The sequence below is a fragment of the Streptomyces sp. NBC_00620 genome, from assembly GCF_026341825.1.
Lineage (GTDB): Bacteria > Actinomycetota > Actinomycetes > Streptomycetales > Streptomycetaceae > Streptomyces.
Map to the genome: position 1 here is coordinate 1,004,538 of NZ_JAPENY010000003.1, position 12,545 is coordinate 1,017,082.

Sequence of the window (12,545 nt, forward strand, 5' to 3'; positions counted from 1 at the left end):
ATCAACTCACGGTGACGGCAGGTTCGCCTGACGCGACGCCGTCGTTCTCCATCTGCTCGGCGATCTTCATCGCCTCTTCGATGAGGGTCTCCACGATCTTCGACTCGGGCACGGTCTTGATGACCTCGCCCTTGACGAAGATCTGTCCCTTGCCGTTGCCGGAGGCGACCCCCAGGTCCGCCTCCCGCGCCTCGCCGGGACCGTTGACGACGCAGCCCATGACCGCGACGCGCAACGGGACCTCCATCCCCTCCAGACCGGCCGTGACCTCGTCGGCCAGCTTGTACACATCAACCTGGGCGCGCCCGCAGGACGGGCACGAGACGATCTCCAGGCGCCGTTCCCGCAGCCCCAGCGACTCCAGGATCTGCATGCCGACCTTGCACTCCTCTGCGGGCGGTGCGCTCAGGGAGACCCGGATGGTGTCCCCGATGCCCTCGCTGAGCAACGCCCCGAAGGCGACGGCCGACTTGATGGTCCCCTGGAAGGCCGGTCCTGCCTCCGTCACACCGAGGTGCAGCGGGTAGTCGCACTGCGCCGCCAGCTGCCGGTACGCGTTGACCATGACCACCGGGTCGTTGTGCTTCACCGAGATCTTGATGTCCCGGAACCCGTGCTCCTCGAAGAGCGACGCCTCCCACAGCGCCGACTCGACGAGCGCCTCGGGCGTCGCCTTGCCGTACTTCTTCAGCAGCCGCTGGTCGAGCGACCCTGCGTTGACCCCGATCCGGATGGGGGTGCCGGCGTCCAGGGCCGCCCGCGCGATCTCCCGCACCTTGTCGTCGAACTGCTTGATGTTGCCCGGGTTCACCCGGACCGCCGCACACCCCGCGTCGATGGCCGCGAACACGTACTTCGGCTGGAAGTGGATGTCCGCGATCACCGGGATCTGCGACTTCTTCGCGATGGTCGCGAGGGCGTCCGCGTCGTCCTGCGTAGGGCAGGCGACGCGGACGATCTGGCAGCCGGACGCGGTGAGTTCCGCGATCTGCTGCAAGGTGGCGCCGATGTCCGACGTACGCGTCGTCGTCATCGACTGCACGGAAACAGGCGCTCCGCCCCCGACCGCCACCGGTCCGACCTGGATCTGCCGCGAAACACGGCGCTCCGCGATCGGTCGGACCGGCACCTCGGGGAGGCCCAAGGAAACGGCGGTCATGACGTCACCCGCGGCTTTCCGTGAAGGTCTCACGGGAGGCGCGCAGCGACTCCTTGAGGGAACTCATGGTGGCGAGCACGGCGGTCGGCTCGTAACCGCAGTGCGCCATGCAGTTCGCGCACCGGTCGTCCTTGCCGCGGCCGTACGCGTCCCAGTCGGTCTCCTCCAGGAGCTGCTTGTACGTCTGCACGTACCCGTCGCTCATCAGATAGCAGGGCTTCTGCCAGCCGAAGAGCGAGTAGCTCGGGATCGCCCAGGCCGTGCACGGGAAGTCGACCTTGCCTTCCAGGAAGTCCAGGAAGAGCGGGCTGTGGTTGAGCCGCCAGCGGCGCCGGTTGCCGCCCGCGAAGGCCTTCTTGAACAGCTCGCGGGTCTGCTGGACGCCGAGGAAGTGCTCCTGGTCGGGAGCCTTCTCGTAGGCGTAGGCGGGCGAGAGCATCATCTCGTCGACCTTCAGGTCGTCGTTGAGGAAGTTGAGGACCTCGATGATGGTCTGCGGGGTGTCGGTGTTGAAGAACGTCGAGTTGGTGGTGACCCGGAAGCCGCGCCGCTTGGCCTCCTTGATGGCCTCGACCGCCTCGTCGAAGACGCCTTCCTTTGCGACGGACTCGTCGTGCCGCTCACGCAGCCCGTCGATGTGCACGGCCCACGCGAAGTACGGCGAGGGCTTGAACTTGTCCATCTTCTTGCGCAGCAGCATCGCGTTGGTGCAGAGGAAGACGAACTTCTTCTTGGCCACCAACTGCCGCACGATCTCGTCGATCTGAGGGTGCATCAGCGGCTCGCCGCCAGCGATGGAGACCATCGGCGCACCGGATTCGAGCACCGCGCCCACGGCCTGGGCCACGGGCATCCGCTGCTTCAGCACCCCGGCGGGGTGCTGGATCTTCCCGCAGCCCTCGCACGCGAGGTTGCATGCGAAGAGGGGTTCCAGCTCGACGATCAGCGCGAACTTGTCCCGCTTCCTGAGCTTCTGTTCAAACAGGTATGCAGCGACCTTCATGGACTGCCGAAGCGGCATGGCCATCTGGCTCACCTCCGAGGGAGCAGCAAAGAACGGTGCCATTCAAAAAAAGCGGGAAGGACGGCACGAAGAACACGGAAAGCTGATATTCCACCGCGCACCGTCCCGATTCGGACGAGTTCATGTTCTGGAGCGTCCACGACCACCCGTACGGCCGCAACCGGGCGCGCGCCCGTGCGCACGGCGCTGTGGAGCGTGGACGCCGATTCCATGTCGACCGCGATCGCGCCGGTCGCGAGCAGACCCGACCGCTCGTGACCGCGGACGACGTGATCGGAGCCGATGAGCGGCCCCGTGTGGACGGTGCGCCCGGGCAGGGCACGCACCAGTTCCTTGACCAGCAGCTCGGTACCCACGCACGGCGTGATGCCGCGCGGGTCCCGGGTTTCTTCGGCGACGACCAGGTCCCCGGGGTGCATGCCCGGGGCGAGCCCCGCGCAGAATCCCGTGGCCAGGACCGCCGCCTCGCGCAGCGCCGGGTCCGCGAGGATCCGCGTCACCGAGCGCTCGGCGGCCTTGGGGCCCATGCCCGTACGCAGCACGGTGACGGGCCCGTCGGCACCGCCTCGGTCGCCGCTGCGCAGGGCGAGGTGCTCGATGCCGAGCGCGCAGGCGATGAGGAGCGGGGCCGGCGCAGGCTTGCTGTCCATCAGCCCCCCTTGGCCTCGGCTAGCGGCTCGCCGTGGATGTACCGGCCGAGCGCGGTGAGCGGGAAGACCTGGCGGTAGAGGTGGTAGTTGATCGAGAAGTCCCACGGGAACCCGGTGCCGGTGAAGTACGGCTCGTCCCAGGAGCCGTCCGCCAGCTGGGTCTCCGCGAGCCAGGCGACCCCGCGCTCGGTGGCCTTGGAGTCCCGCTCCCCCGCCGCGAGCAGCGCGAGCAGCGCCCACCCGGTCTGGGAGGCCGTCGAGGCACCACGACCGCTCCACTCGGCGACGTCGTGATAGGAACGCAGGTCCTCGCCCCAGCCGCCGTCCTCGTTCTGCACGGTCTCCAGCCAGGCCACGGCCCGGCGGATCGCCGGATGTGAACCGGGCAGTCCCGCGGCGACAAGCGCGGGCACCACCGACCCTGTTCCGTATACGTAGTTGACTCCCCAGCGCCCGAACCAGGAGCCGTTCGCCTCCTGTTCCGCGAGCAGCCACTCGATGCCCCGGCGGGTGCGCGGGTCGTGCGAGAGCCCCTCGTAGGCGAGCATCTCCACCACGTGCGCGGTGACGTCGGCGGACGGAGGGTCGATGACCTCGCCGAAGTCGCAGAACGGCAGCCGGTTGGGGAAGGCGCTGGTGTTGTCGACGTCGAAGGCGCCCCAGGCACCGTTCTTCGACTGCATGCCGAGGTTCCAGCGCACTCCACGTCCGATGGCGTTCTCCAGGCGCTCCGGGTCGTGGTGCTTGACCCGGCGCAGCGCGAGGACGACCTCGGCGGTGTCGTCGATGTCGGGGTAGTTGTCGTTGTGGAACTCGAACGCCCAGCCCCCGGGCTGGAGTCGGGGCCGCTTCACCGACCAGTCACCGGGCCGGACGATCTCCTCCCCCAGCATCCAGTCCGCCGCTTTCACGAGCTGCGGATGGTCGGCGGGAACGCCCGCGTCGGCGAGCGCGATCGTGGCGAGACAGGTGTCCCACACCGGCGACTGACAGGCCTCGATCATCCGGGCGCCGTCCTCCCGCCAGATGGCGAAACGGTCCAGCGACTCCAACCCGGCACGCATCACCGGGTGTTCGAGGTCGTACCCGAGCAGATGAAGCGCGATCACCGAGTACACGGCGGGCGGCTGGATGCCTCCCCAGCAGCCGTCGTTCTCCTGCCGCTCGATGATCCAGCGCCCCGCGGTGTTCATCGCGGCCCTGCGCAGGCGACGCGACGCCACCTTGCGGTACTGGTGCAGAACCTTGTCGAGTCGCTCGAACACGCCGTCCCAACTCGCCACCGGGGCAAGCGGCTTGACCGGGTTGGGATTGCGGGCGTCGATGTGCAGCTCGTCGAGCGCGAACGGCGCGGGCCGCACCGGACGCTTCGCCGAGACGATGGTGAGCGGCACGATCGTCTGCCGCGCCCAGCACCCGAAGTCGTAGATGTTGAGCGGCATCCACTTCGGGAAGTAGATGAGCTCCGGCGGGAGTTCGGGCAGGTCGTCCCACTTCCACCAGCCGAACAGGGCGAGCCAGATCCGGGTGAAGACACGGGCCGAGGCGATGCCGCCCCGCTCGCGGATCCACGCGGACGCCTTCGCCATGTGCGGCTCGTCCGGGCTGTCGCCGGCCAGTCGCAGGGCGACGTACGCCTCGATGGTGGTGGAGAGTTCGCCGGGTCCGCCGTAGAACGTGGCCCAGGTGCCGTCCTCGCGCTGCTCGCCCCGGATGAAGAGTCCGGCGGCGCGTGTGGTCGTCTCGTCGCGGATACCCAGGAACTGACGGAGAAGCAGGTCCTCGGCGTCCATCGTGACGTTCGTCTCGAGGTCGCCCTTCCACCAGCCCTGGGCGTCCTGCCGCGAGAGCAGGAAATCTGTGGCGCGCTCTATCGCGCGCGTGGCGGCGTCTCGAGTCTCGACTGTCCCGGCCGCCCCGGGAGTTGTCGTTTCTGCGGTTTCGCGGGCCGAGGCAGTGCGGGGCGGCAGGGCCCCGGTACTTCCGTCGGTCGTCGCTGTCATGGCTTCCCCTTCGTGCAGTGGCATGTCTCTGCTGTGGGTCCGCCGTCGGCCGGTGCGCGTTTCCCGCGGCACCGGCCGGCGACTACGCGAGGTTTATTCGACCGATACTGATCATCTCTTCCGTACGACGACGAAGTCGGCGAGCTCCACGAACTGGGCCCGTACCTGTTCCGGCATATGGATCGCGTCGAGGGCCTCGACGGCGATCGCGTGCTGGCGACGCGCCTCCTGGGCGGTCCAGTCGCGGCCGCCGGCCTCCTCGATGAGCGCGGCGCGCGCGGCGAACTCCTCCTCGGAGAAGTTCTCGAAGTCACTGGCCTTGGCGTCGGCGGCGAGCAGTTCGCCCAGGCGCTCGGATGCGGGCCCGCCCGCGGCGAGCGCGGCCACCACCGGCAGGGACTTCTTGCGCTGGCGCAGATCGCTCCAAGTCTGCTTTCCGGTGGCCTCCGGGTCGCCCCAGATGCCGAGGAGGTCGTCGACGGCCTGGAAGGCGAGGCCGAGGTGGTAGCCGTACTTCTCGAGGGTGTCGGCGGTGTGGTCGTCGGCGCCGCCGAGCACCGCGCCGATGGAGCAGGCGCAGGCGAGCAGCGCGCCCGTCTTGTTGCCCTCCATCTCCAAGCACTCCTCGACGGTGACCCGCTCGCGGTGCTCGTAGGAGATGTCCTGGGCCTGGCCGTCGATGAGGGCGCGGGTGGCGGTGGTCAGGCGCCGGGTGGCGCGGCCCGCCTCCACCGTGCCGAGCTCCAGCAGGAGTTCGTTGGCCAGCGCGAACAGGGCGTCGCCGACGAGGATCGCCTGGGCGGGGCCGTGCACCTTCCATACGGTGTCGCGGTGGCGGCGCTGCTCGTCACCGTCCATCAGGTCGTCGTGCAACAACGAGAAGTTGTGCACCAGTTCGACGGCGACCGCACCCGGCACGCCCACCTCGGGGGCGGCACCGGCGGCCTGCGCGGACAGCACGGCGAGCGCGGGGCGTACGGCCTTGCCGCCGTCACCGTCCGCGGGGTTCCCCTCGGCGTCGATCCAGCCGAAATGGTAGGCGGCGACAGTGTCCATGGGAGGCGCCAGGCGGTCGACGGCCGCCCGCAGCACCGGTGTGGCCAGGGTCCGGCCGCGCTCCAGGAGCGCGGTCACGTCCACCGCGTCGGCAGCCGTTTCGGCCGGGGGCACAGTGGGCACAGTCTCTCCTCTTTTTGCGGTACCGGGGGTGCGGGGGTCCGCCGCGCGCTGATCGAGCATCAGGCCGCCTCCTCGACTTCGAAGAGGTGATCGCGAGGCCGGCCCAGGGCGCCCAGCGCGGCTCCCGCCGCACTGACACCACTGCGGACCGCACTCTCCATGGTCGCGGGCCACCCTGTGGCGGTCCACGCTCCGGCCAAGTACAGACCGGGAGCTTTGGTGCGAGCGCCGGGCCGCAGCCGCCCGACGCCTGGGGTGGGGGCGAACGTCGCCGTACGCTCCCGGGTCACGAAGAAATCCTTCACTTCCGCGCCGCGCGCGCCGGGCAACAGCCGCTCCAGCTCCGGCAGATAGCGCTCGCGCAGTACGGACACGGGCTCGTCGATCTCGTCCTGCGCGGCCGACTGGGAGAGGGCCAGGTACTGCCCCTCCCGGAGCCCGGAGGCCTCGGTGCGGTCGAAGACCCACTGCACCGGGGAGCCGAGCGCCGCGAAGAACGGCCGGGTGAGCACCGTGCGGTCGTAGATGACATGGACGTTGAGGATCGGCGCCGTGCCGATCTCAAGGAGCCGTTCGGGGGCGTCGAGCGCGCCCTCGGGCAGCAGATCGTGGGCCTCGCGATGCGGTACGGCGAGGACGACCGTGTCGGCGTCGAGCGTCTCGCCGGGAACCTGAACGCTCCAGCGGCCGTTCTCGTTCTGGGAGATGGAGGTGACGCGTGTACGGACTTCGGTGCGGACGCCCGCGGTGTCGAGCGCCTTGCGAGCCAGAGTGTCGTGCAGTTCGCCCAGCGGGACGCGCGCCCAGCCGATGTCGGCCGCGCCCGGGTCGGACAGCAGACCGGTCTTGAACACCATCGCGGCGAGCCCGAGCGACGAGTCGCCGGCCACCGCGTTGAGGGTGGCGACCCCCACCAGGTCCCACAGTGCCTCGACGGCACGCTCGGACTGACCGTGCGCGGTCAGCCAGCTGCCGAAGTTCTGCGCGTCGAGCGCCGGATCGGCGAGGTCGAGCCCCTTGAGCGCCAAGGCGGCACGCCCGACTTTGGCGCGCTCGGCGAGCGAGAGATGGGGATAGGTCGCGAGGCTTTTCGCCAGATGCAGCGGCACGGGCAGCGCGGTGCGGCCGATTCTGCCGAGCCGCCGCCCAGGTTTCGCCTCGGCGTCGAGAACGGGCACGTCGAGACGATCCTGCAGTGGCGCGAGCGAGGCTCCGTCGACGCGGTCGAGGAACCACCGGTAGGCGGTGCAGCAGCGCAGATACACGTGCTGTCCGTTGTCCACGGTGAGATCGCCGCGCTGGAAGGAGAAGGCGAGCCCGCCGAGCCTCGGCCGGCCTTCGAGGAGCGTCACACGCACCCCGGCGTCGGCGAGCGCCAGCGCGGCGGTGATGCCGGCGAGCCCTCCGCCGACCACCACGGCGGTTGCCGTGTCCGGGCGGGCCGTGGTGTCCACGGGCCGCGTGACCTCGCTCATCGTGCACCCTCCCCCTCGGCCGTGCCGCGGTGTTCGAGCGGTGTGCGGCAGGCCATTGCAGTCAGGGACGCCCCGCGGCTCCGGAGGGTTGCGTGCCACTTTTCGCCGTTGGAATCACCTTGGCCCAAATTGTCCATCAGGTACGCCTCCTGACGGTCCGGCGGGACACATGCCGGGCGTCCAGGCCGGAGAGGCCGCGCACGGCGACGTACGCCTTCTCACGTCCGGGCAGCGAGACACGGCCGCGCAGCACGGCCTCCGGCTCGCGCTCGATGCGGTCGAGGAGGCGGCGGTAGATGCCGGCCATCGCCGCGACGCACGCGCCGCTGCGCCGGTCCAGCATCGGCAGCAGCCGGTAGCCCTCGGCGAAGAGAGCGCGGGCCCGGCGCACTTCGAAGTGCACGAGGCCCGCGAAGTCGGAGCCGGGCGGTGGTGTCGGCCCGTTGAACCCGGCCGAGCAGCCGAACTTGGCGAGGTCGTCGGCGGGCAGATAGGTACGTCCGCCCTCGGCGTCCTCACGTACGTCCCGCAGGATGTTGGTGAGTTGGAGCGCGAGCCCGAGTGTGTCGGCATACTCCGGCGCACGCTCAGCTCCGCGCGCCCCCGGCTCCGTACCGAACACGCCGAGCGAGAGCCGCCCGATCGCCCCGGCCACACACCGGCAGTACACCTTCAGGTCGTCCCAGGTCTCGTACGTCTCTCCGCGTACGTCCATGAGGACGCCGTCGATGAGTTCGTCGAGGCCTTCGAGGGGTACCGGAAAATACTCGGCGGTGTGGCTGAGGGCGACCGCGACCGGGTCGGTGTCGTCCTCCTCCACGGAACCCTCGCGGACCCGGGCAAGCAGTGCCCGGGTGTCCTCGAGACGGGACGCCTTCACGTCCGTTGCGAGCGTGCCGTCGCCGATGTCGTCGACACGACGCGAGAACGCGTACAGCGCCGACATCGCGCGGCGCTTGGACGTCGGCAGAAGTCTGATGCCGTACGCGAAATTACGGGCCTGCTGACTGGTTACTGCTTCGCAGTAGCTGTAAGCGGCGAGTACCGGTGCGGGCACGTGTTGTTCAGACTCCACGGTCCGGATCACCCCTTTCCTCGCAGAGTCACTCCCACCTCGCGCAGCAGCTGGAGCTTGCCGTGCTTGGGCGGGCCTGGAAGTACGTCGTATTCGGCGGCGGCAATCGCACGGATTGCCGCCCTTCCCCCCGCAACGAACCCCGCGAGCAGCAGCTTCAGTCTGCCGTGGACGCTACCCACGAGGGGGGTGCCTTCATTCAGGAGGTTCCGGGCGCGTTCTGCTTCGTATGCAACCAGTGCGCGCACCGATGCGCCTGCCGTGGCCGGGGCCAGATCCGCCTCTTGGACATGAAAGCGCTTCATGTCCTCGGCGGGCAGATAGATACGGTCGCGGCCGAGATCCTCGGCCACGTCCTGGAGGTGTTCGACGATCTGCAGTGCCGTGCACACCGCGTCGGAGCGACGGACGCGCTCCGGGGTCTCGGTGCCCGTGACGGCCAGCACGAGGCGGCCGACGGGGTTGGCGGACAGCTCGCAGTAGGCGACCAGGTCGTCGTAGGTCTCGTACCGCTTGACCAGCTGGTCCTGGCGGTTGGCCGCGATCAGGCCGAGAAAGGGCTCGGGGGTGAGGCGGGCGCGGCGGACCGTGGGCTGGAGGCGGCGCAGCAACGGGTGGCGCGGGGTCGAGCCGAACACCCGGTGGAGGTCGGTCTCGAAGGCGTCGAGGAGGACGACGCGGTCCTCGGCCTCCGTGGGCGACACGCCGAGGAGGCGGGCGTCCGCGCCCCCGGGGGCCAGGTCGCCGTCACCGATGTCGTCGACGAGGCGGGCGAAGCCGTACACGGCCATCAGATCGTCACGCCAGGCCTTGGGCAGAAAGAAGGGCGCCACCGGGAAGTTCTCGTCCGCGGCCTTGTCGAGGGTGCCGCGCTCCGGGTCTCCGGTACGCGCCGTCCCGGCTTCGGTCACCGCTCGCCGCCCGGCGCGGGGACGGCACACGCATCGCGGAGCTGGAGAGTTTCCGTAGCCATTGCCGTCACATCTCCCGTTCTACACTGCTGACCCAATAGTGCCCATTTCGGACACGCCGCCCGGACGTCCGCGCGGCGCTGCCGTGCCGGGTGCGCGCATTATCGCCCTACTTGCCGCGAATCAGCACCGGTACAGCTTACGTTGTACAACGCGGCACAGTCCGTCGGGGTGTCCTGCACATCACAACAACACACCGATTGGCGTCAAGATTCCTAAGGCCGCCAGGAGTTGGCGTTTCCTTTGCAGACGCAGGGCCCCGCCGAAGAGTTCCGGCGGGGCCCTGGGCGAAACGGGCTACTTGCCCGTGAACTTCTCGTACTCCTTGAGGACCTCTTCGGTCGGGCCGTCCATCCGCAGCTCACCGCGCTCCAGCCAGAGCACGCGGTCGCAGGTGTCGCGGATCGACTTGTTGTTGTGGCTGACCAGAAAAACCGTGCCGGCGCTCTTGCGCAGCTCGCGGATGCGCTCCTCGGAGCGCTTCTGGAACTTGCGGTCGCCGGTGGCGAGGGCCTCGTCGATCATCAGGACATCATGGTCCTTGGCGGCCGCGATGGAGAAGCGCAGGCGGGCCGCCATGCCGGACGAGTAGGTGCGCATGGGGAGGGTGATGAAGTCACCCTTCTCGTTGATGCCCGAGAAGTCGACGATCTCCTCGTACCGCTCCTTGATCTGCTCGCGGGTCATGCCCATCGCGAGCCCGCCCAGAATGACGTTCCGCTCGCCCGTCAGATCGTTCATGAGGGCGGCGTTGACGCCGAGCAGGGAGGGCTGGCCGTCGGTGTAGACCTTGCCCTTCTCCGCGGGCAGCAGCCCGGCGATGGCGCGCAGGAGGGTCGACTTGCCGGAGCCGTTCGAGCCGATCAGGCCGACGGCCTCGCCCCGGTAGGCGGTGAAGGAGACGCCCCGGACGGCGTGCACCTTGCGTACGCCGCGCTCCTCGCCGCGTCTGAGGATGCGGCTGAGGGCGGAGGTGGCACTGCCCTTGCCCGTCTTGGCGCCGTTCACGCGGTAGACGATGTGCAGCTCGTCCGCGATGACGGTGGGGATGTGGGAGTCCTTGCTCGGCTCAGCCACGGCCGTACCTCTCTTCCGCCTTCCAGAAGTAGACGAACCCGCCGAGCGCGACGAGTACGGCCCAGCCGCCCGCGACCGCCCAGACGTGCGGGGGCAGGTTCTCGGAGCCGTAGGAGTCGATGAGGGCGAAGCGCATCAGGTCCATGTAGATCGCGGCCGGGTTCCACTGCAGGACGTCGGCGATCCACTGCGGCTTGTCGGCGAGCATCACAGGGATGGAGTACATGACACCGGACGCGTACATCCACGTACGCATCACGAACGGCATGAGCTGCGCCAGGTCCGGGGTCTTGGAACCCAGCCGCGCCATGATCAGCGCGAGGCCGATGTTGAAGAGGAACTGCAGCGCGAGGACCGGGAAGATCAGCAGCCACGACGGGCTCGGGTAGCTGCCGAAGCCGATCGCCACGGCGAACAGCACGATCATCGAGAACAGCAGCTGCTGGAGCTGCTGCAGCGAGAACGAGATGGGCAGCGCGGCGCGCGGGAAGTGCAGCGCCCTGACAAGCCCGAGGTTCCCGGAGATCGCCCGGACTCCCGACATCACCGAGCTCTGGGTGAAGGTGAAGGTGAAGACACCCGTCACCAGGAACGGGATGTACACGTCGATCGACATGCCGCGGTCGGCCTGCAGGATCAACCCGAAGATCAGGAAGTACACGAACGCGTTGAGCAGCGGCGTCACGACCTGCCACAGCTGGCCGAGCTTGGCCTGGCTGTACTGCGCGGTCAGCCGCGCCTGCGAGAAGGCGAGGATGAAGTGCCGTCTGCCCCACAGCTGACGCACGTATTCGGCGAGCCCGGGACGGGCACCGCTGACCGCGAGCCCGTACTTGGCGGCCACCTCGGCCGCGGAGAGCCCGTCATCGGGCGACGGTCGTTCGCTCACCGCGACTCCGCCGTCATGCGTTGTCTCACTCACAAGTGGAAACTTTCGTCTTCAAGATGCGCACAGCCTGGTCGGGCATAGGCATGAGCCAGGGACCGGGGTACGGCCACGAATGCTCTCAGAAATGAGCTTGTCAGATGACAGGAGGTCGGCCCAGTCGGGTCAGCCGCCACACCGTACGCCACTTCATGGGACGCCTGGGGCCGCATGGACTGGTCCAGCCTTCCCGGAAGCCGCCGAACCAGGCCCTCAGGGCGGGCTTCGATGGACGGCGGGCCAGCGTCAGGAGCATCCAGACGCCCAGGTAGACCGGGACGAGGGGGGCCGGGAGGTTGCGGCGCGCGAGCCAGACGCGGTTGCGGGCCACCATGCGGTGGTAGACCGCGTGCCGGGAGGGAGCGGTCGTGGGGTGGTTCAGCACCATGTCGGACCGGTAGTCGATCATCCAGCCCGCGTCGAGGGCACGCCATGCCAGGTCGGTTTCCTCGTGTGCGTAGAAGAATTCGTCCGGGAGGGCTCCGACCTCGGCGAAGACCTTCGTACGTACGGCGTTGGCGCCGCCGAGGAAGGTGGTGACCCGGGAGTTGCGCATCGGGTCGGAGGCCCGCAGCCGCGGGACGTGGCGGCGCTGGGTCTCGCCCGTCTCCGGGTCGGCGATGCGGAAGCTGATGATGCCGAGCCTCGGGTCGGCCGTGAAGGCCTCACGGCACAGCTCGGCGGTGTCGTGGCGGGCGAGGAGGCCGTCGTCGTCGAGGAAGAGGAGGACGTCCACGTCGCTGCCGCCGGGGCCGAAGGCCTCTATGCCGATGTTGCGGCCGCCGGGGATGCCGAGGTTCTCGGGCAGTTCGACCGTGCGTATGCCCTCGGGGACGTCGGGCACCGGCGAGCCGTTGCCGACCACGACCACCTGGACCGCGTCGCCGTCCTGCTTGGCGACCGAGTCCAGTAGGGCTCGGAGTTCCTCGGGGCGGTTGCCCATGGTGATGATGACCGCGCCCACCTTCGCGACCGGACCCGCGTTCGTCACCGCACCCGCCTCCATC

The 12,545-nt window shown here is 69.1% G+C and carries 12 protein-coding genes; all 12 read right to left on the bottom strand.

The window, feature by feature from the left end; translation table 11 throughout:
* Position 1 precedes the first annotated feature (1 nt).
* Positions 2 to 1,159: a flavodoxin-dependent (E)-4-hydroxy-3-methylbut-2-enyl-diphosphate synthase gene (ispG, locus tag OG246_RS35800; protein ID WP_266472898.1), complete on the bottom strand. Its 1,158-nt coding sequence runs from the start codon at positions 1,157 to 1,159 to the stop codon at positions 2 to 4.
* Positions 1,160 to 1,163: 4 nt separating this feature from the next.
* Positions 1,164 to 2,186 (bottom strand): adenosyl-hopene transferase HpnH, encoded by a 1,023-nt coding sequence (hpnH, locus tag OG246_RS35805; RefSeq protein WP_266472899.1) that lies wholly within the window; start codon positions 2,184 to 2,186, stop codon positions 1,164 to 1,166.
* A gap of 5 nt (positions 2,187 to 2,191) precedes the next feature.
* Positions 2,192 to 2,833: a 1-hydroxy-2-methyl-2-butenyl 4-diphosphate reductase gene (locus tag OG246_RS35810; RefSeq protein WP_266472900.1), complete on the bottom strand. Its 642-nt coding sequence runs from the start codon at positions 2,831 to 2,833 to the stop codon at positions 2,192 to 2,194.
* Positions 2,833 to 4,836 (bottom strand): squalene--hopene cyclase, encoded by a 2,004-nt coding sequence (gene shc, locus OG246_RS35815; RefSeq protein ID WP_266472901.1) that lies wholly within the window; start codon positions 4,834 to 4,836, stop codon positions 2,833 to 2,835. Before shc ends, OG246_RS35810 begins: the two co-directional genes overlap by 1 nt.
* Before the next feature lie 111 nt (positions 4,837 to 4,947).
* Complete coding sequence (locus OG246_RS35820) at positions 4,948 to 6,075, bottom strand: polyprenyl synthetase family protein (RefSeq protein ID WP_266472903.1); 1,128 nt, start codon at positions 6,073 to 6,075, stop codon at positions 4,948 to 4,950.
* Positions 6,075 to 7,490 carry a hydroxysqualene dehydroxylase HpnE gene (gene hpnE / locus OG246_RS35825; RefSeq protein WP_266472904.1) on the bottom strand — a complete coding sequence of 472 codons (1,416 nt, stop codon included), beginning with the start codon at positions 7,488 to 7,490 and terminating at the stop codon, positions 6,075 to 6,077. Before hpnE ends, OG246_RS35820 begins: the two co-directional genes overlap by 1 nt.
* Positions 7,487 to 7,627: a DUF6380 family protein gene (locus OG246_RS42930; protein WP_353962480.1), complete on the bottom strand. Its 141-nt coding sequence runs from the start codon at positions 7,625 to 7,627 to the stop codon at positions 7,487 to 7,489. The genes hpnE and OG246_RS42930 overlap by 4 nt, the downstream gene beginning before the upstream one ends.
* Complete coding sequence (gene hpnD, locus OG246_RS35830; protein ID WP_266472906.1) at positions 7,627 to 8,577, bottom strand: presqualene diphosphate synthase HpnD; 951 nt, start codon at positions 8,575 to 8,577, stop codon at positions 7,627 to 7,629. Before hpnD ends, OG246_RS42930 begins: the two co-directional genes overlap by 1 nt.
* Entirely contained in the window at positions 8,574 to 9,476 is a 903-nt protein-coding gene (gene hpnC / locus OG246_RS35835) for a squalene synthase HpnC (RefSeq protein WP_266472908.1), read from the bottom strand. Before hpnC ends, hpnD begins: the two co-directional genes overlap by 4 nt.
* A 357-nt stretch (positions 9,477 to 9,833) precedes the next feature.
* Positions 9,834 to 10,613, bottom strand: coding sequence for an ABC transporter ATP-binding protein (locus OG246_RS35840; protein WP_266472910.1), 780 nt, complete (start codon positions 10,611 to 10,613; stop codon positions 9,834 to 9,836).
* Positions 10,606 to 11,535, bottom strand: coding sequence for an ABC transporter permease (locus tag OG246_RS35845; protein ID WP_266472911.1), 930 nt, complete (start codon positions 11,533 to 11,535; stop codon positions 10,606 to 10,608). The genes OG246_RS35840 and OG246_RS35845 overlap by 8 nt, the downstream gene beginning before the upstream one ends.
* Before the next feature lie 100 nt (positions 11,536 to 11,635).
* On the bottom strand, positions 11,636 to 12,544 hold the full coding sequence (locus tag OG246_RS35850) for a glycosyltransferase family 2 protein (RefSeq protein ID WP_266474954.1): 909 nt from the start codon (positions 12,542 to 12,544) through the stop codon (positions 11,636 to 11,638).
* Position 12,545 lies beyond the last annotated feature (1 nt).

Excerpts from the sequence above, each read along its gene's own strand:
- ispG (WP_266472898.1), bottom strand. The coding sequence starts at position 1,159 with ATGACCGCCGTTTCCTTGGGCCTCCCCGAGGTGCCGGTCCGACCGATC.
- OG246_RS35820 (WP_266472903.1), bottom strand. The coding sequence starts at position 6,075 with ATGCTCGATCAGCGCGCGGCGGACCCCCGCACCCCCGGTACCGCAAAA.
- OG246_RS35810 (WP_266472900.1), bottom strand. The coding sequence starts at position 2,833 with ATGGACAGCAAGCCTGCGCCGGCCCCGCTCCTCATCGCCTGCGCGCTC.
- OG246_RS42930 (WP_353962480.1), bottom strand. The coding sequence starts at position 7,627 with ATGGACAATTTGGGCCAAGGTGATTCCAACGGCGAAAAGTGGCACGCA.
- shc (WP_266472901.1), bottom strand. The coding sequence starts at position 4,836 with ATGACAGCGACGACCGACGGAAGTACCGGGGCCCTGCCGCCCCGCACT.
- hpnH (WP_266472899.1), bottom strand. The coding sequence starts at position 2,186 with ATGGCCATGCCGCTTCGGCAGTCCATGAAGGTCGCTGCATACCTGTTT.
- OG246_RS35850 (WP_266474954.1), bottom strand. The coding sequence starts at position 12,544 with ATGGAGGCGGGTGCGGTGACGAACGCGGGTCCGGTCGCGAAGGTGGGC.
- hpnE (WP_266472904.1), bottom strand. The coding sequence starts at position 7,490 with ATGAGCGAGGTCACGCGGCCCGTGGACACCACGGCCCGCCCGGACACG.